The organism is Candidatus Clostridium stratigraminis (genome assembly GCF_045310675.1).
Lineage (GTDB): Bacteria > Bacillota > Clostridia > Clostridiales > Clostridiaceae > Clostridium_AT > Clostridium_AT stratigraminis.
Genome location: NZ_JBJHZZ010000006.1, coordinates 132,945 through 150,898, shown reverse-complemented (window position 1 = coordinate 150,898; position 17,954 = coordinate 132,945). Strand labels below are relative to the sequence as shown.

The 17,954-nt window shown below is 32.1% G+C and carries 18 protein-coding genes, 2 tRNA genes and 1 riboswitch; of the genes, 19 read left to right on the top strand and 1 reads right to left on the bottom strand.

What is annotated here, in order from left to right; all coding sequences use genetic code 11:
- Positions 1-81 precede the first annotated feature (81 nt).
- Positions 82-163 (bottom strand) — tRNA-Leu (locus ACJDUG_RS10925).
- Positions 164-328: 165 nt separating this feature from the next.
- Here ACJDUG_RS10925 and glsA point away from each other — a divergent pair.
- The 19 genes from glsA (at position 329) to minE (ending at position 17,937) form a co-directional block, all read left to right on the top strand.
- Entirely contained in the window at positions 329-1,246 is a 918-nt protein-coding gene (glsA, locus tag ACJDUG_RS10920; protein ID WP_406769920.1) for a glutaminase A, read from the top strand.
- 89 nt (positions 1,247-1,335) lie between these two features.
- Positions 1,336-2,481 (top strand): chorismate synthase, encoded by a 1,146-nt coding sequence (gene aroC, locus ACJDUG_RS10915; protein ID WP_406769919.1) that lies wholly within the window; start codon positions 1,336-1,338, stop codon positions 2,479-2,481.
- Between the two features lie 13 nt (positions 2,482-2,494).
- Positions 2,495-5,125, top strand: coding sequence for a DNA polymerase I (gene polA / locus ACJDUG_RS10910; protein WP_406769918.1), 2,631 nt, complete (start codon positions 2,495-2,497; stop codon positions 5,123-5,125).
- An 18-nt stretch (positions 5,126-5,143) separates the two neighbouring features.
- Positions 5,144-5,758, top strand: coding sequence for a dephospho-CoA kinase (gene coaE, locus ACJDUG_RS10905; RefSeq protein ID WP_406769917.1), 615 nt, complete (start codon positions 5,144-5,146; stop codon positions 5,756-5,758).
- Positions 5,748-6,323 carry a lytic transglycosylase domain-containing protein gene (locus ACJDUG_RS10900; protein WP_406769916.1) on the top strand — a complete coding sequence of 192 codons (576 nt, stop codon included), beginning with the start codon at positions 5,748-5,750 and terminating at the stop codon, positions 6,321-6,323. The genes coaE and ACJDUG_RS10900 overlap by 11 nt, the downstream gene beginning before the upstream one ends.
- Before the next feature lie 200 nt (positions 6,324-6,523).
- Positions 6,524-6,606 (top strand) — tRNA-Leu (locus tag ACJDUG_RS10895).
- Positions 6,607-6,771: 165 nt separating this feature from the next.
- Positions 6,772-7,281 (top strand): GNAT family N-acetyltransferase, encoded by a 510-nt coding sequence (locus ACJDUG_RS10890; RefSeq protein WP_406769915.1) that lies wholly within the window; start codon positions 6,772-6,774, stop codon positions 7,279-7,281.
- A 50-nt stretch (positions 7,282-7,331) separates the two neighbouring features.
- A riboswitch (cyclic di-AMP (ydaO/yuaA leader) is annotated at positions 7,332-7,535 on the top strand.
- 4 nt (positions 7,536-7,539) lie between these two features.
- Positions 7,540-8,166, top strand: coding sequence for a C40 family peptidase (locus ACJDUG_RS10885; RefSeq protein WP_406769914.1), 627 nt, complete (start codon positions 7,540-7,542; stop codon positions 8,164-8,166).
- 109 nt (positions 8,167-8,275) lie between these two features.
- Positions 8,276-8,974, top strand: coding sequence for a hypothetical protein (locus ACJDUG_RS10880; RefSeq protein WP_406769913.1), 699 nt, complete (start codon positions 8,276-8,278; stop codon positions 8,972-8,974).
- Positions 8,975-9,210: 236 nt separating this feature from the next.
- Positions 9,211-9,471: a DUF4321 domain-containing protein gene (locus ACJDUG_RS10875; RefSeq protein WP_406769912.1), complete on the top strand. Its 261-nt coding sequence runs from the start codon at positions 9,211-9,213 to the stop codon at positions 9,469-9,471.
- A 16-nt stretch (positions 9,472-9,487) separates the two neighbouring features.
- A complete protein-coding gene (locus ACJDUG_RS10870) occupies positions 9,488-10,063 on the top strand; it encodes a Maf-like protein (protein ID WP_406769911.1) in 576 nt (191 codons plus the stop codon).
- A 13-nt stretch (positions 10,064-10,076) separates the two neighbouring features.
- Positions 10,077-10,763 carry a RadC family protein gene (gene radC, locus ACJDUG_RS10865; RefSeq protein ID WP_406769910.1) on the top strand — a complete coding sequence of 229 codons (687 nt, stop codon included), beginning with the start codon at positions 10,077-10,079 and terminating at the stop codon, positions 10,761-10,763.
- Positions 10,764-10,782: 19 nt separating this feature from the next.
- Positions 10,783-11,787, top strand: coding sequence for a rod shape-determining protein (locus tag ACJDUG_RS10860; RefSeq protein WP_406769909.1), 1,005 nt, complete (start codon positions 10,783-10,785; stop codon positions 11,785-11,787).
- A gap of 2 nt (positions 11,788-11,789) precedes the next feature.
- Entirely contained in the window at positions 11,790-12,635 is an 846-nt protein-coding gene (gene mreC / locus ACJDUG_RS10855; protein WP_406769908.1) for a rod shape-determining protein MreC, read from the top strand.
- Between the two features lie 10 nt (positions 12,636-12,645).
- Positions 12,646-13,149, top strand: a complete 504-nt coding sequence (mreD, locus tag ACJDUG_RS10850; protein WP_406769907.1) for a rod shape-determining protein MreD — start codon at positions 12,646-12,648, stop codon at positions 13,147-13,149.
- A gap of 17 nt (positions 13,150-13,166) precedes the next feature.
- A complete protein-coding gene (locus ACJDUG_RS10845) occupies positions 13,167-16,064 on the top strand; it encodes a penicillin-binding transpeptidase domain-containing protein (RefSeq protein WP_406769906.1) in 2,898 nt (965 codons plus the stop codon).
- 144 nt (positions 16,065-16,208) lie between these two features.
- Positions 16,209-16,841 (top strand): septum site-determining protein MinC, encoded by a 633-nt coding sequence (gene minC, locus ACJDUG_RS10840; RefSeq protein ID WP_406769905.1) that lies wholly within the window; start codon positions 16,209-16,211, stop codon positions 16,839-16,841.
- 14 nt (positions 16,842-16,855) lie between these two features.
- On the top strand, positions 16,856-17,656 hold the full coding sequence (gene minD / locus ACJDUG_RS10835) for a septum site-determining protein MinD (RefSeq protein WP_406769904.1): 801 nt from the start codon (positions 16,856-16,858) through the stop codon (positions 17,654-17,656).
- 11 nt (positions 17,657-17,667) lie between these two features.
- On the top strand, positions 17,668-17,937 hold the full coding sequence (minE, locus tag ACJDUG_RS10830; RefSeq protein ID WP_406769903.1) for a cell division topological specificity factor MinE: 270 nt from the start codon (positions 17,668-17,670) through the stop codon (positions 17,935-17,937).
- The last annotated feature ends 17 nt before the right edge of the window (positions 17,938-17,954 follow it).

The window sequence follows — 17,954 nt, the reverse complement described above, 5'->3', positions numbered from 1 at the left end:
CACCGCATTTTAACTTTCTAAGCAAAAAGGGAGCTGCTGCGCAGCTAACTATTTAGTTAGTTGTGCAACAGCCCCTTTTTATGGTGCCGGTGGCCGGACTCGAACCGGCACGGTTTCCCGCATGATTTTGAGTCATGTGCGTCTGCCATTCCGCCACACCGGCAAAATTACATTACTTATATTAACATAGCTTCATAAAAAAATCAATAAAATATTTTAGTAGTCATCTTTAATTTAAATAAAATAATACAAAGGTCTTTATTATATTACAGATTTAATGTAAAATAATGAGGAATTAAAGGTTAATTTATAAAATGTGGAGGCAGCAATGAACAAACTATTAGAAGCAATAATCGAGAATAATAGACATTTTACTATAAATGGGAAAGTAGCATCCTATATACCTGAACTTATAAAGGCAAATCCCGATGCTCTTGGGATTTCAGTGATAACCCTAGAAGGGGAAGAACACTTTGCAGGAGATTATAATACAAAGTTTTCAATTCAGAGCATTTCTAAAATTATTAGCTTAATGTTAGCTTTAATTGATAATGGCCGAGATAGGGTGTTTTCAAAAGTAGGTGTTGAACCAACGGCCGATGCATTTAATTCTATAATTAATTTAGAAACAAAGAAGATTCAAAAGCCCCTTAATCCTATGATTAATGCGGGTGCTATAGCTGCAGTTTCCTTGATATCAGGAAAAACTAGACAGGATACCTTTGATAGAATTTTGAACTTTACAAGAAAAATTACTGGAAATCCTACTATAGATTTTAATGAAGAGGTTTATAAATCTGAAAAAATTACTGGTGATAGAAATAGAGCATTAGCTTATTTTATGAAGAGTATGGGAGTTATCGAACCTGAGGTAGAAGATGTTCTTGATGTTTATTTTAAACAATGCTCTATAGAAGCTACCTGTAAGGATATAGCTAAAATAGGAGCAGTACTTGCAAATGATGGTATACTACCCTGGAGTGGAGAAAAAGTTGTACCAAGAAATGTTGCTAGAATTGTAAAAACAATTATGGTAACCTGTGGTCTTTACGATGCTTCCGGAGAATATGCTGTTGAAGTTGGAGTTCCTTCAAAAAGCGGAGTTGGTGGGGGGATTTTAGCTGCAGTTCCAGGTAGAATGGGTATCGGGGTTTATGGACCTGCACTTGATTTAAAAGGAAATAGTGTTGCTGGTATTAAGGTTTTAGCGGAGTTATCACGAGAATTAGATTTAAGTATATTTTAAATGAAGCCTAATAGGCTTCATTTTACTATAAATTTAAAGTAAGCTGAAAATTAAAGCTTAGTAATTTGTAAACAAACAAGGAGGTAAATATGTTAAAGTATTTAGACGCAGGTGAATCCCATGGTAAAGCCTTAGTGGCTGTAATTGAAGGGCTGCCTTCCAATTTTAATATAGATACAGATTACATAAATAATGAATTAAAACGAAGACAAGGTGGCTATGGAAGAGGAGGCAGGATGTCCATTGAAAACGATAAGGTAGAGATTTGGTCTGGAATTAGAGGAATTTATACTACTGGAAATCCTTTAACCATGATTATATATAATAAAGATTATGAAAACTGGAAGGAAAAACTAGGTAAAAGGGCAAATGGAAATGAGGTTATTACAATACCTAGGCCGGGCCATGGAGACTTAGTTGGATATCTTAAATATAATACCGGAGATATAAGAGATGTAATAGAAAGAACTTCTGCAAGGGAAACCGCAATGAGAACGGCTGTTGGGGCCCTTTGTAAGGATATGCTTAGACAATTAAATATTATTGTAAGAAGTAAAGTAAACAGTATAGGAAATATTTATGATGTAAGTACCTACTTGTTTGATAATAAGAACTATGAAAAAATAGAAGAAAGCGAAGTAAGATGTTATAATAAAGAAATAGAGGAAAGAATAAAGAAAGAAATTGATATTTGTAAAACAGCAGGAGAAACTATTGGAGGAAGTATTTTTCTATCAATAAAAGGCGTACCTATAGGAATTGGAAGCTATACCCAATGGGATAATAAGCTTGATGGAATTTTAAGCAGAGCAATAATGTCGCTGCAGGGTATTAAAGCCTTAGAGTTTGGAAATGGACTTAATCTTTCATTAAAAGGCTCAAATTTCAATGATGAACTTTTTTATGAAAATGGAAGCATTAAGAGGAAATCCAATAATGCTGGTGGAATTGAAGCTGGTGTTTCTAATGGGGAGGATATAGAAATAAAAGCATATATGAAGCCAATTCCAACAGTTAGAAAGGATATAAATACAATAGATTTAAAACATAAGAAAAACATGAAAAGTAGATATGAGAGATCTGATGTCTGTGCAGTAGTGCCTGCATCGATAATTTTAGAAAATATATGTGCTTTTGAAATATTAAAGGAGCTCTTAAGTAAATTTCCAAGTGAGGATTTTAATATATTAAAAAGAAATATTGAAAATTATAATATAGAAATTAATAAGAGATAATGGAGGCGATTACATGGCAAAAGATAAGTTGGTAATATTAGATGGTCACAGCTTGATGAATAGAGCTTTTTATGCCCTACCTCCTCTGACGAATACTGAAGGTCTGCATACAAATGCACTATATGGATTTTTAAATATGCTGTTTAAGATTAAAGAGGAAATTAAACCTGATTATATAGTTTGTACCTTTGATAGGAAATCACCTACTTTTAGACATGAGGAGTATAAGGATTATAAAGCAGGAAGAAAAATTATGCCGGGGGAGCTTGCTGAGCAATTTCCTACTTTAAAAGAGCTTCTTAAACTTCTTGCTATAGATATTTTTGAAATAGATGGCTTCGAAGCAGATGATCTTATAGGAACCTTAGCTAGTTTTGCAGAAAAGAAGGACATAGAGGTCTTTGTAATAACTGGAGATAGAGATGCATTGCAGCTAGCCTCTGAGGATATTAAAGTTGTAATAACTAAAAAGGGAATGACAGAAAAAGAAGTATATGATAAAAATAGGATGATAGAAGAACTTGGTGTTACACCTGCACAATTTATAGATGTAAAAGGGCTTATGGGTGATAGCTCAGATAACATACCTGGCGTACCAGGTATTGGTGAAAAAACTGCTTTTAAATTAATACAGCAATTTGGAAGTGTAGAAAATGTACTGCAAAATATTGATAAGGTTTCTGGTAATAAAATAAAGCAGAATCTAATAGATTTTAGTGAACAAGCAATTTTTAGTAAAAAGCTGGCAACAATTATTACTAATGTACCTATAGACGTTGATTTAGATTCCATTAAATCAAAAGATAATTTAGATATAAATGGTCTGAGGCAAATGTTTTTTAAGCTTCAATTCAAAACTCTATTAGATAAATTGCCCCTTGAAGCTAATAATTCACATAAAAGTAATGAAACTATAAAAAGAGAAATTAAGTATGAGGTTATTGATAGTGTAAATGACTTGGAATCTCTAGTTAAAAATGCTCAAGACAATTTATATATGAATTTTGAAGCAGAGAATCTAAATATTTATTCAAAGAGCAATATTAACAGAATCTTCCTTAATTTAAATCATAGAAACTATGTTCTAGATATAAATTCACTTTTTTCTAAAGATAAAACCCTTACTGTGAAGCTGCTTAAGAAAATTTTCGAGAATGAAAATATATTTAAATTCGGCCATGATAATAAGATAGCCTTTATGCTTCTAAGTAAATTAGGAATTAAAATAAAGGGTGTAGAATTTGACACTAAAATTGCAGCCTATCTAATTGACTCCTCAAGAGGCGACTATGAATTAAAAACTTTACTACAGGAATATTTGCAAAGAGATATTCAAGGAGATGAATTTGAAAGCTTAGTAGAAGAAACTGAATGTCTTGAAGAACTTGTCATTTTGCTTAAAGAAAAGATCAAGGAATACAATATGGAAGAGCTATTATATAAGCTGGAGCAGCCCTTATCTGAGGCTTTAGCTGATATGGAAGCAGAAGGCTTCATGGTTGATGGTGAAAAGCTTAATGACCTAGGAATAAGATTTAAAAATGAAATAGAACTCGTTCAAAAGGAAATATATGTACTAGCTGATGAGGAATTTAATATTTCTTCTCCAAAACAGCTTGGTAAAATATTATTTGAAAAATTAGACCTGCCTATAGTCAAAAAGACTAAAACAGGTTATTCTACCAATGCGGAAGTTCTTGAAGAGCTGTACGATAAGCATCCTATAATTGAAAAAATTGTTATGTACAGGCAGCTTACTAAATTGCATTCTACTTATGTAGAAGGCTTAAAGGCAGTTATTGATAGTGATGGAAAAATTCACAGCAGCTTTAATCAGACTGTAACTACTACAGGAAGGTTATCCAGCACTGAACCAAACCTTCAGAACATTCCTATAAAATATGAAATGGGAAGAGAAATAAGAAAAGTGTTTGTTCCAAACAATGAAAACTGTGTAATACTTTCTGCAGACTATTCCCAAGTAGAGTTAAGAGTACTTGCACATATTGCAGAGGATGAAAATTTGATTAACGCCTTTATTAACCATAAGGATATTCATACTAAAACTGCTTCTGAGGTATTTAAGGTTCCTCTAGATGAAGTAACTCCTCTTATGAGAAGTAGAGCAAAGGCTGTTAACTTTGGAATAGTATATGGTATTGGTGATTTTAGTCTAGCTAAAGATTTAAAAATATCAAAAAAAGAAGCAAAATCTTATATTGATACTTATTTTGAAAGATATCCAAGTGTTAAAAAGTATATGACTAATATAGTTCATAGTGCTGAGGTTAATTCTTATGTAACCACAATTCTAAACAGAAGAAGGTATATAAGAGAGGTTAATGCATCCAATAAAATAGTTAAAGCATTAGGTGACAGGCTTGCAATGAATACACCAATTCAAGGAAGTGCAGCAGATATAATAAAACTTGCTATGATTAATGTAGCAAAGAAATTAAAAAACTTAAAATTAAAAAGCACCTTAATTTTACAAGTCCATGATGAGCTTATTCTTAACGTATATAAAGATGAATTAAAAGAAGTAGAAGCCTTAGTTAAGACAGAAATGGAAAATGTTGCTGATCTAAAAGTTCCACTTGAAGTAGATATAAATGTCGGTAAGGATTGGTATGATGCCAAATAAATTTAATTAGGTGAAGTTATGATAAAAGTAGGATTAACCGGCGGCATAGGAAGCGGTAAAAGCACAGTGTCTAATTTTCTAAAAGAAAAAGGGATACCCATTATTGATGCGGATATTATATCAAGAGACATATTAATACTTTACCCTGAAGTTATCAGTAATATTAGGAAGGAATTTGGCTCTGAATTTTTTGATGCTAAAGGCCTTCTTAAAAGAAGAGAACTGGGTAACTTCGTTTTTAATAATCCTGAAGGAAAATTAAAATTAGAAGCATTAACTATACCTTATATTATTAAAGAGATATATTTAAAAATTGAAAAGTACAAGATTGAAGGTTTTAAAATGTGCATTGTTGATGCTCCCACACTAATTGAAACAGGTCTATATAAGGCTATGGATTTAAATATTTTAGTTTGGGTAGACGTAAATACGCAAATAGAGAGAACTCTTAAGCGTGACAATTTAAATTTAGGTGATGTAAAAAACAGAATAAATGCCCAAATACCACTAGAGGATAAAAAAAAGTATGTTAACTTTATAATTGATAATAGAAGCAGTATTGAGGCTACGAAGAATCAAATAGATAAGGTTTTGAAAGAAATATATTGTTCAGAGGTAAAATATGAAACATAGAGGTCTGTTTACTGTATTTGTTATAATACTGCTTGTAATTCTAATTGTTGAGTTTAGCAATATTGCAAAAACTCTATTTCCTCTAAATTATGTAGATTCTATTAATAATTATTCAAGAAAATACAATTTAGATCCTTATCTAATTTCTGCAGTTATAAAAACTGAAAGTAACTATAAACCAAGAGCCCTTTCTTCTAAAAGTGCCTATGGTTTAATGCAAATAACTCCGGATACAGCTGAGTGGGCAGCAAAAGAAATGAAGCTTAATAATTATAAAAATGAAAAGCTCTTTGATCCAGATTATAATATTAATATGGGCTGTTGGTATTTGGATAACTTAAAAAAAGAATTTAATGGGAATATGGATTTAGTTTTGGCAGCCTATAATGGTGGAAGAGGAAATGTTGAAAAGTGGTTAGCTGATTCGGAACATTCAAGCGACGGCGTGAATTTACATTATATACCCTTTAAAGAGACTGACAAATATATTAAGAGGGTAAAGGTAAATTATAATATTTATAAATTTTTATATAAAAATAAATTTACAAATGATGTTACAAAATAAGTGTAGGTGGAAAGAAAATTATTAGATAAATTACTTTCCGCCTTTTTACATAGTATTCAATTAATATATTATTAAATGAGGAATAGCAAGAAATCATCACAAAGTAATTTCTTGTATTTGAATAGTTGAAATTATTATTGACGAATTAGCAAAGGAGGTAGTATAATAACTGATGTAATCTAACTAAAGATTACTAATATGCAGGAGTGGCGGAATTGGCAGACGCGCACGTTTGAGGGGCGTGTGGGAGACCGTACGGGTTCAAGTCCCGTCTTCTGCACCAAGTAAAATAATAATGGCAGCTATATGATTAATTTTTAAATTAGTCATATGGCTGCCATTTAATTTATATTAATAAGTAATAACTCATATGTATGCCAATATTTTATTTTTAAAAAAGGATTTTACTTCATTGTGTAGAATTAATTTATTGATGCGAGGTGAATTTATGTTTGATGTAGATTTTTATATAGAAGATATATCTGTTTCTAGTATAGAAAAAGAGGATATTATATTAGTACAGCATTGGATAAATAATCAATATATAAATAGTGAGAACGAAAAACCTCTAATGTTTAAAGACTTTTATGAAAGATTTTTAGAATATTATGTTAGTGAAAATGAATTTTTCTTAAAAATTAAAGCTCAAGATAATTTGATTGGTGTAATTAAAGGCAGAATTGAAATAAAAAATATTAATGAAGTTTGGCTGTGGTATTATTTATTAGACAAAGACTTTCGAGATAAAGGCATTGGCAGCAAAATTATTAAGGCTATGATTAAATATTTTAATATAGAGCTAGGTATATTTGATTTTTTTGCCGGGGTTTGTGAGAAAGATATAGATATTTTTAATTTTTGGAAGAAAAATGATTTTAAAAAGCTAAGAGTTTCAAAGGATTTTTTCAACATATCAGGAGAAGATATGGATATGATAATTTTAAAATATCATGGTTAAAGCTGTTAATTTAATAACAAACATTGACATAGCAGCAGTAATAGTAATATAATGATTAAGAGCTGAATCCTATTTTTACAAAAAATGGGTACGGAGGAACCAATATATGCAGGGGTTAATCTGATTTCTATAATATATAGAAAACTAGGTATTATCCAGTTAGGAATGACATGAATGTATGTTATAAGTCTTATCAGTAGGGAACCTTCACCCGAACCCGTCAGCTAACTCCGGAAGCAAACAGAAGGGGGGAAACAAATGAAGTACTCTATAGCCAAACCGCTATTATTTGCGGCAGCTTTAGTGGCGTTTGGTATTTCTGCCAGGTTTAACGGATATATCGTTAAGGCAGACGCAGCTATCAAAGATCAGCCAAGCGTGGTTGTTCGATCAGCAAGCTTAAATACGGACAAGGTAATTAAAGTCCCACAAAAAACTGAACAAAAAACCAGTTCCACAAAAAGCAAAACCTTAAGCAGAGGCGGCGGCAGTGGAATAACTGGCGGTGCTCCAGCTTCAGCAGGAAACAGCAGTGTAGTTTCTTATGCATATAAGTTTTTAGGGAAACCATATGTATGGGGAGCATCAGGACCTAACGCGTTTGATTGTTCAGGCTTTACAGCTTATGTCTATAGAGCATTTGGTGTTGGACTCGGTCACTACACTGGAACCCAGTTTGGTAGTGGTCAATCAGTAAGCAAAGGTAATTTAGCACCAGGAGATCTAGTGTTTTTTAACACATATGGTTCAGTTTCACATGTAGGAATATATGTTGGCGGCGGTAATTTTATACACGCAGCAAATTCTCGAACCGGTGTTACAGTTAGCAGTCTTTCTGAAGGCTACTATGCATCTAGATATGCAGGTGCAAGAAGAGTTAATTAATTTTTTCTTCTCGGCAAATTTTGCCGAGTTTTTTTTATCATAAAAATCCACTTTTAAAAATAGTATTATATAGGGTTTTAATTTGAAACTTTAAAAGTGGAGGTAAACCATGAAATACACAAGATATGATTTAAGAAGAAAGAAATCTGAAAACACAATAATTATTTTGGTTATGTTATCAGTTTTGCTAACGGCTTTTTTGCTTGGAACTTTTATTTCAAATCTTTTTATGAAAAAGGCATCAGTGGCCAATATAGCCCCTCCAGCAAGCAGTGATGTAGGTGCAGTTAATAAAACGGAAACTAAATCAAGTAAATTTATAGTTATTCAAGGCGGGAAATTTGCTAAAGCTGAAAATATTGAAAAAGAAAAAAAGCTTTTTATAGATTATGGAACTCCATTTACCATACAGGACCAAGATGGTACAAGAGTTTTATTAGGTATATATAATGAAAGTGAAAGTTTAAAAGTAATTAATAATCTCAAAACTAAGAATATAGATAATTCAAAAATTACCTTTGAATTAAAATCAGATAATTTATGCAGCGAAGAAATAGCTGCAATTGTGAATGCAGAGCTGGAGATTATTAATAAACTTTCTGATAAAGGCATAAAATCTATCCAAACTGATGATTTAAAAAATTGGACTAATAGTCTAGAAAAAGTGGATTCCAAGGATGTAAATAAAGTAATTCTTGAGGACTATAAAACACACATTAATGCTCTTCCAAAGGACTTAAATAATGAAAATACTGTAAATATTGAAATATATATTTATAACTTATTAAAAAAGCTTACAAGCAAATAGTTAAAATCAGAATTTAGAACATGAAATTTAGCGAAAATATATAAAATATGTGTATTGAGTATAAAGTAATATACACAGATAAAATATTTTATATATTCTAGCTTTTTTTATGTTTTTTTATTTTTTGACAATACATTATTTATTTCTTAACAAATTATAAATAATGTACTAAATACTTGTTTACACTTTTATTAAATGATAAACTATAAAAGATAAATAAAGGCAGGGGATTATTAATGAGGGGTTCAGAAAAAAGTAAAAGTTTTTTATTTTTTATTATAATTTTAGGTGCCATATGTGGAAGTTTAATTGGAGACTTACTTGGAAGCAACATTAAGTATCTATCTCTTCTAAAAAATGCTTATAATATTGGCACAAAGAATCCTTTAGTACTTGACTTAAAAATATTAAGTATTTCCTTTGGCATAAATTTCAATATAAGCTTAATGACTATAATTGGTATTATATTGGCAATAATACTATATAGAAAAATTTAGCTAAGGATGTGATTTTATGTCTATAATACTTGCATCTGCTTCCGAAAGAAGAAAGGAACTATTAAAAAGAATAATTCCTGATTTCAAGGTAATAGCAAGCGATTTTAATGAAGATTCCGTTACCTTTAATGGTGATTGTATAAAATATGTAGAAAATTTATCCTTAGGAAAAGCACAAGATGTTGCCAGTAAAACCGATGCGGCTAATATAATTATAGGTTGTGATACAATTGTATACCACAATAAGAAGGTTCTTGGAAAGCCTAAAAATGAAGAAGAGGCTTATAAAATGCTAACTTCACTAAGTGGAAACAGTCATTATGTTTATTCTGGTATTTCCATAATAAACACTAAAACAAACAATATAGTGCAGGATTGTGTTTGTACAGAGGTTTACTTTTCAAAGCTTTCCGAATCTCAAATACAGGGCTATATTAAGAGCGGCGAACCAATGGATAAAGCTGGATCATATGGTATTCAAGGTTATGGAGGTATTTTTGTTGAAAAAATTAATGGTTGCTATTATAATGTTGTAGGGTTACCTATAAATAAATTATATTCTTTATTAGGGGATATGGGGGTAAATCTGTAAAGGAGTTAATTAAATGGAAAGACCACTTAGAATTATGGATTTACCTAATACAGAAAGGCCTAGAGAAAAATTATTCAAGTATGGTGTAGAGGCTCTAAGTAATAACGAACTTCTAGCCATTATATTAAGAACTGGAACCTCAAATGAAAATATTCTAGAATTAAGCTCTAGGATTATAAAAGAGTCAGGAGGATTAAATGGACTCTTAACTTCAAGTTACGAAGATTATTTACAATTAAAAGGCATAGGCTCTGCTAAGGCCTCACAGCTAATAGCACTTGCTGAAATCTCGAAAAGGTTTAAGTCATTTAAATCAGGTGAAGAGTATAAGATCAGTGAGCCTAAAGATGCTGCTATGCTTCTTATGGAAAGTATGAGAAATTTAAAACAGGAATGTTTAAAGGTTGTTCTGCTTAACACAAAGAACATTGTGATAAGTATTAGAGATGTTTCAATTGGAAGTCTTAATTCCTCAATTGTACATCCAAGAGAAGTTTTTAATGAGGCAGTGAAGAAAAGCTGCGCATCTATAATTGTTAGTCATAACCATCCTTCTGGTGATCCAACACCAAGCAGCGAAGACATAAATTTAACTCATAGGTTAAGTGAATGTGGAAAGCTGTTAGGAATCGAAATGTTGGATCATATTATAATAGGTAATGGCATTTATATAAGCTTAAAGGAAAAAGGTATTTTGTAGATTGAAAGGAGAACATTAAATGGGATTTTTTGGAATATCAAAAGATATGGGTATAGATTTAGGTACAGCCAATACTCTAATTTACGTAAAGGGAAAAGGAATATTATTAAGGGAACCATCTGTTGTGGCAATAAATTGTGATACAAAAAAGGTGCTAGCAGTTGGTCTTGAAGCAAAACAGATGATTGGAAGAACTCCAGGAAATATTGTTGCTATAAGACCCCTTAAAGATGGTGTTATAGCAGACTTTGATATAACTCAAACTATGCTTAAAAAATTTATTGAAAAAGCTAGTCCAAAGAGTGCTTTTACTAGTCCGAGAATAGTAGTATGTTTCCCATCTGGAGTTACTGAGGTTGAAAAAAGAGCAATAGATGAAGCAACGAAGTCAGCAGGAGCTAGAGATGTTCTTTTACTAGAAGAGCCAATGGCAGCTGCAATTGGAGCAGGACTTCCAGTTGATGAGCCAACAGGAAGTATGATTGTTGATATTGGCGGAGGAACTACTGAGGTGGCTGTTATATCTCTAGGAGGAATTGTTACAAGTAAGTCTTTAAGAGTAGCTGGAGATGAACTAGATCAAGCAATAATTAGCTACATAAAGAGGGAATATAATTTAGCTGTTGGTGAGAGAACAGCTGAAGCTGTTAAGATGGAAATAGGCTCAGCCTTCCCATCAGAAAATGAAGGTTCAATGCAGATAAAAGGTAGAGACTTAATTAGCGGACTTCCTAAAATACTTGAAATAACAGAGGTAGAAGTAAGAGAAGCTTTAAAAGAACCAGTTGAGTCAATAATTGATGCAATTAAAACAACATTAGAGAAAACCCCTCCAGAACTTGCTGCAGATATTATGGATAAGGGAATTATGCTTGCAGGTGGCGGAGCTTTACTAAAAGGATTAGATAAATTAATCAACCACGAAACCCATATGCCTGTACACATTGCTGAATCTCCTCTTGATAGTGTAGCTTTAGGGGCGGGGAAAGCATTAGACAATATTGATAAGGTAAGTAAAAGATAAATATGTCATTCTTTAGGAACAAACTGGCAGTAACAATTGTTGTACTGTCAGTTACCTTTTTAATTTTAATTAGTTATAGTGTCAAGAGGGATAAGGTTTCAGTTGTTGAAAATGGTGTTGGTACAGTATTTAATAAAATGCAGTATGGAGTTAGCAAAACTGGCAGCGTAATTAAGGACTCTTTAACTTTTGTTTTTAATTTTACAAAGGTTAAACAGGAAAATGAAGCATTAAAACAAGAAAATGATAAATTACAAAACCAATTAGTAGAATATAATTCTGCTATTAAGGATAATCAAACACTAAGAGAAGACCTGAATTTTAAAAATCAGAGATCTGAATATAATTATATTGGCTGTAATGTTATAGGCAATAGTGGTGGTAATTATTTAGACGGATTTATAATTGACAAGGGTCAGAAGGATAATATTAAAAAGGGTATGGTAGTTATTACTGCAGCAGGATTGGTTGGGCAAGTGACTTCTACAGCAAGTAATTGGTCAATAATACAATCAATTTCAAATGAAAACATAGCAGTAAGCGGTATGGTGGAATCTGCTAATGAGATAAATGGTATAGTAAAAGGTTACAAGGATGATAGCAACAATTTACTGGCAAAGTTATACTATCTTCCTTTAGATTCAGCAATTAAGAAGGGTGATGTAATACTCACTTCAGGTTTTGGAAACTTATATCCAAAGGGAATTAGAATCGGAGAGGTAACTGATATTGAAGTAGATCAAGGGAAGATAATGAAAAATGCTATTATCAAGCCTTATGTTGACTTTAATAAATTACAGCAAGTACTAGTTGTTGTGCCAAAGGATGTAAGAGATATAAAATATTAGGGTGGTTTAGATGAAAAAGGTTTTAACTTTATTTTTTATATGTGTGCTGCTTTTTATCTTAGATAACACACTTGTCCCTTTTTTCTCAATTAGAGGATACTTCCCAAGTTTACTCCTAGCTTTTTGCATACTCTATTCTATTATTAATGGAAGTATTGAAGGTCTATGGCTAGGAGTATTTGCAGGAATTCTTCAGGATTTATATTTTTACCCTGGCTTTGGCATAAATGGCTTTACAAATATGCTTGTTTGCGTTGCAGCTGGATTAATAGGCTCAGGTATATTTAAAGAGAAGGCACTGATTCCTATTGTTTCCTCACTTGGATTATCCTTTGTAAAAGGAGTTTTAGTTTTTTCAATTTTATATATCAACAGCACGTATATGCCCTTTAGCAAAGTTATTTTCAACAGTTTATATAACATGGTTATTGCTGTATTGATGTATAGATTAGTTTATAAATTATGTCAGAAGGAATATATGCAGAGAAAATGGAGCTTTTATGATGGAAGGTAGGGTAGAAAATAAGGGTTATGAAAAAGAAAGAAAATAAATTTAATAGATATTCAGCGCTAACCTCCTTAGTAGTTTTGGTTTTTGTTGGTATTATTACTAGATTGGTATACCTTCAAATTGTTAAAGGTGCTGAATATAAGGATAAGGCCAATACAAAAGCCATTACTGAGCTTCAGCAAAATGCTCCAAGAGGCAATATTTTGGCAAGTGATGGAGTAACTAAACTTGCAACCAATGTACAAAGCTACAATTTAACCTTTACACAAACAGATGAAAGCAGTATAAGCTTTTTTGATACAATGGATAGTGTCTTTAAAATTTTAGATGACAACAAGGAAGTGCAGAAGGATGATTTACAGCTTAAGATAAATCCTTATAGATTTGAATTTAATACTACAGATGAGGACACAAAAAAGGCTCAAGAAATAAGATTTAAGAAGGATAGGGGACTTGATCAGTATGTAATTGAAAATACACCGGAGCTTAAGAATAAAAAAGGAAAGTTAACAGCTGAAGATAAAGATAAAATAGATGAACTGCTTTTAAAGATTACGCCGGAACAAACCTATGATTATATGGTAAATAATCTGTATAAGGTGACACCTGAGGGCATTTTTAAAAGCATAATAGGACAGTATAAAACGAGTCCGGACGATACCTTAAATAGAATTAGCACAAGATATAAAATCTCAGCAGATTCGGAACTTAAAGACTTACTTACACAGTATAGCAAGGCTTCGAAGCAAGCTGTTAAAGATGATTTATTTAGTAAGCTTATGACTAAATGTCAAGTTGACAAAACAAAACTTCCAAAAGATAAGGAGATGCAGCTTGAGAGAAGGTATTTATTAGTTTTAGATGCAATCAAGATGCAGAGCTTCTCTGGTTATAAACCAGTAACTATTGCAAGTAATATTAAAAAGGAAACCGCTTTTATTTTTGCACAAAAGCTAAATGATATGCCAGGTATAGACACAGATATGCAGCCAATGAGAACCTATCCCTACGGTGAGCTTGCATCTTCTGTTATAGGATATATTTCTAAAATAACAAACAGTGATAAATATGATATAAGAGGTTATGATGTAAACTCAGATTATATTGGTGTTCAAGGGATAGAAGCAGCTTTTGAAGACAGATTAAAAGGAACAAAAGGCGGAACAATTGTTAAGCTGAATACAAAAGGAAGAGTTATTGAGGAACTAGGAAGCAGTGAATCCTCTCCTGGACAAACTATTCAGCTTACCATTGATAAAAATGTGCAGTATGCAGCAGAAAAAGCTCTGGATCAAACCATGGCAAGCTTACAAAAAGCTGGCAGACAAAATGATGTTAATACTCAAAATGCAACAAGAGGAGCAGCAGTAGCTATTGATGTAAATACTGGGGCAGTACTTGCACTTGTTTCTAGACCAGGATTCAACCCTAACGATTTTTCTAATCCTGCTGGGTTAACTACTGACGTATTTAATAAATACTTTAACCCTGACTATGTAAAGTATGGTCAAGATAGAGGCTTAAGCAGTGATTTAATCAATAAGTTGTTTCCTGTTAATTCAAATACAAATAAAAGATATGATAAATATGATTATGTACCAAAATATCTTTATAACTATGCAACATCTTCACTAGTGCCTCCAGGTTCTACCTTTAAGCCTGCAACTGCTGTTGCAGCACTGGAATCAGGAGTAATTACACCAAGCTTTAGTGTAGATGATCATTCAGTATTTAATGATAATAAAGGCACACATAAAACCTTTTATGATGATGGACCAGGTTATGGCTGGGTAGATTTGACTCGGGCTTTAGCTGTTTCTAGTAACCCATATTTTATGACGGTTGGACAGAAATTAAGAGAAACCTATAATGATGATATATTAGCTAAATATGCCTGGAAGCTAGGACTTGGAACTGATCCAAAATCAAATGCTAATCCCACAACTGGTATTGAAATAGGAGACAATTATGGGCAAGTATTTAATTCTACATCTATAAAGAATAATTATGCTATAAATACATGGTATTCTATAGAGGAAGAATTAAAAAAGGGTCAAGGGAACAAAATATCTAATTTTGATCCAATAGATTTGTATGACAATAAAAATGACAGTACAGAGGTTATAGACGTTAAGGCTCAAATAAAGGCAAAAGTTTTAGATTTCACTAAAAATGGTGGATTTATAAGTGATGAATATAAGAATAATTCCGGAAAAAGAGATCAGTTAATAAAGCAAACCTATAGTGGGCTTCTAAATCAATTAATCTCAGCAGATCCTCAATATAAAGACAAGAAAATATCTACAAATGTTATTAATCTATTGGCCACAGACATGTATGATCTTACTTTAAATAGCTATGGTCAAAGTTCTCTGCCATTTAATATGTATGATGCTTCTATTGGGCAAGGTATGGATAATTTTACACCACTTCAATTGGCTAATTATGTTGCAACCATAGTTAATGGAGGGAATAGATATAAGCTGCATTTAGTTGATAAAATCATGGACCCCAGCGGTAAAGTAATTGAACAGGAAAAGCCTGAGGTGCTTGAGAAAACGGGCATTAAGCAGAATACAATTGATGCTGTTAAGGCAGGCATGCATGCGGTTACAGGGGAAGATGGAACAGCTAGAGGTGTATTTGATGGATTACCTATTGATACAGCAGGTAAAACAGGTTCAGCCACTTTTAGTCAAATTCAAAATGATATAGGAAGAACCTCCTATGGAGTTTATGTTGGGTTTGCTCCATTTGATAAACCTAAAATTGCAGTTGCAATTATGGTTTTCGACGGAGGGCACGGCGGTTTTGTTGCACCAGTTGCAAGAGCCATGTATGAAGCTTACTTTAAAACTCAACTTGATGCAGAGGGTTATAAACCTAAATTTGATGTAGCTGCACAACCAATTAAATAAGTATAATTGTTTTAATAGCCACAAAGCTTTAGTGTTATGTAAACACTTGGTTTTGTGGTTATTTTATATTATTTTTGGATTAATAGAAGGATTTTAAGAAAATTTGTTGAATTATAACTTTAAGCCCTTACTTTGGAGGTTTTTATGGTGGACGATAAAATATTAATAAAAGGAAACAAAGAAGGTTTATATGCTGTTATCTATATGAATAAATTTAAAGATTTTGACGATATGCTGGAAGCCTTAATTGAAAAATTAAGTAAAGGCAAAAAGTTTTATCGAGGGGCTACTTTTAAAATAACTACTGATCTTAAGTATATTAGTAGTAAGGATTTAAATAGACTTAAGGATGTTTTATTTGAAGAATTTTTAATTAAAGACTGCATATTTGAAGATAGAGAAGAAAAAGTTAATAAGGTTTTTTCTGGTATTTATGAAGGACGTACAAAGTTTATAAGAAAAACTATTAGAGGCGGGCAGACTATCAATTATTCTGGGAATATTGTAATAATTGGTGACGTCAATCCTGGAGCTGAGATTTATGCAGCTGGGAATGTTATAGTTCTTGGTACTTTAAAAGGACATGTACATGCAGGCTTTGGAGGTAATGAAAAAGCTTTGATTGCGGCTTTTAACTTACAGCCAGAAATACTTCAGATAGCAAATATTATGACTAGGTCCCCAGAGGATGGATTGAAACCAAAATATCCAGAGGTAGCGAAGGTAAAGGAAAATAATATCATTGTTGAACCATACTTATTTAACAAGTTTATTTAATGGAGGTAATTGAAATGGGAGAAGCTATTGTTGTAACTTCAGGAAAAGGTGGAGTAGGAAAAACCACTACCACTGCAAATATAGGAACTGCACTTGCAGCTATGGGAAAAAAAGTTGTTCTTGTAGATGGTGATACAGGACTTAGAAATTTAGATGTGCTTATGGGCCTTGAGAATAGAATTGTGAATACCTTAGTTGACATAATAGAAGGAAGATGCAGGCTTAAATCTGCGCTTATTAAAGATAAGAGATTTAATAATCTATTTTTACTTCCTACAGCACAAACAAGGGATAAAAACGATGTAGAACCAAGCAAAATGCTAGAGCTAATTAAACAACTAAAGGAAGAGTTTGATTATGTTATTATAGATTGCCCAGCAGGCATTGAACAGGGCTTTGAAAATGCTGTAATTGGTGCTGATAGAGCAGTAGTTGTTGTTAACCCTGAGCTTACTTCAGTGCGTGATGCAGATAGAGTAATTGGCAAATTAGATGCAAAAGGATTAGATAGACATGAACTTGTTATAAATAGAATAAATTATGAAATGACAAAGAAGGGTGATATGCTGGATATAAATGATATTTTAGAATGTCTGGCAGTGAAGCTTTTAGGAGTTGTACCTGATGACAAGAATGTTACTATTTCCACTAACAAAGGAGAACCTATAGTTTTGGATGATAAAGCTTTTTCAGGACAGGCTTTTAAAAATATTGCTAGAAGAATAACTGGAGAAGAAGTACCTCTCTTGTCACTAAATAATGAAGAAGGTGGTTTTTTATCTTCAATAAAGAAAATCTTCTTTAAAACAAGATAGGGGGAATAATTATGGATCTTTTTAAATTTTTTTCTTCAAAACCATCACCTAAGGATGTTGCTAAAGAAAGATTACAACTCATATTAATCCATGATAGAGAAGATTTTTCGCCTGAGTTTCTTGAAGAAATAAAAGGAGAAATTTTAAAGGTTTTACTTAAATACGCTGAATTAGATAATGGAGACATTGATGTTAAGCTTACAAGGACTGAGGCAGGCGAAAATTCATCACCAGCCTTAGTTGCGAGTATACCTATTAAAAACATGAGAAAAAGGATATAAAAGTTTATATAAAAGTT

Coding starts and splice junctions, on each gene's coding strand:
- ACJDUG_RS10885 (WP_406769914.1), top strand. CDS start 7,540: ATGAAGTACTCTATAGCCAAACCGCTATTATTTGCGGCAGCTTTAGTG.
- ACJDUG_RS10900 (WP_406769916.1), top strand. CDS start 5,748: ATGAAACATAGAGGTCTGTTTACTGTATTTGTTATAATACTGCTTGTA.
- minE (WP_406769903.1), top strand. CDS start 17,668: ATGGATCTTTTTAAATTTTTTTCTTCAAAACCATCACCTAAGGATGTT.
- ACJDUG_RS10880 (WP_406769913.1), top strand. CDS start 8,276: ATGAAATACACAAGATATGATTTAAGAAGAAAGAAATCTGAAAACACA.
- minC (WP_406769905.1), top strand. CDS start 16,209: ATGGTGGACGATAAAATATTAATAAAAGGAAACAAAGAAGGTTTATAT.
- ACJDUG_RS10875 (WP_406769912.1), top strand. CDS start 9,211: ATGAGGGGTTCAGAAAAAAGTAAAAGTTTTTTATTTTTTATTATAATT.
- ACJDUG_RS10845 (WP_406769906.1), top strand. CDS start 13,167: ATGAAAAAGAAAGAAAATAAATTTAATAGATATTCAGCGCTAACCTCC.
- glsA (WP_406769920.1), top strand. CDS start 329: ATGAACAAACTATTAGAAGCAATAATCGAGAATAATAGACATTTTACT.
- ACJDUG_RS10890 (WP_406769915.1), top strand. CDS start 6,772: ATGTTTGATGTAGATTTTTATATAGAAGATATATCTGTTTCTAGTATA.
- ACJDUG_RS10870 (WP_406769911.1), top strand. CDS start 9,488: ATGTCTATAATACTTGCATCTGCTTCCGAAAGAAGAAAGGAACTATTA.
- coaE (WP_406769917.1), top strand. CDS start 5,144: ATGATAAAAGTAGGATTAACCGGCGGCATAGGAAGCGGTAAAAGCACA.
- mreC (WP_406769908.1), top strand. CDS start 11,790: ATGTCATTCTTTAGGAACAAACTGGCAGTAACAATTGTTGTACTGTCA.
- ACJDUG_RS10860 (WP_406769909.1), top strand. CDS start 10,783: ATGGGATTTTTTGGAATATCAAAAGATATGGGTATAGATTTAGGTACA.
- polA (WP_406769918.1), top strand. CDS start 2,495: ATGGCAAAAGATAAGTTGGTAATATTAGATGGTCACAGCTTGATGAAT.
- aroC (WP_406769919.1), top strand. CDS start 1,336: ATGTTAAAGTATTTAGACGCAGGTGAATCCCATGGTAAAGCCTTAGTG.
- radC (WP_406769910.1), top strand. CDS start 10,077: ATGGAAAGACCACTTAGAATTATGGATTTACCTAATACAGAAAGGCCT.
- minD (WP_406769904.1), top strand. CDS start 16,856: ATGGGAGAAGCTATTGTTGTAACTTCAGGAAAAGGTGGAGTAGGAAAA.
- mreD (WP_406769907.1), top strand. CDS start 12,646: ATGAAAAAGGTTTTAACTTTATTTTTTATATGTGTGCTGCTTTTTATC.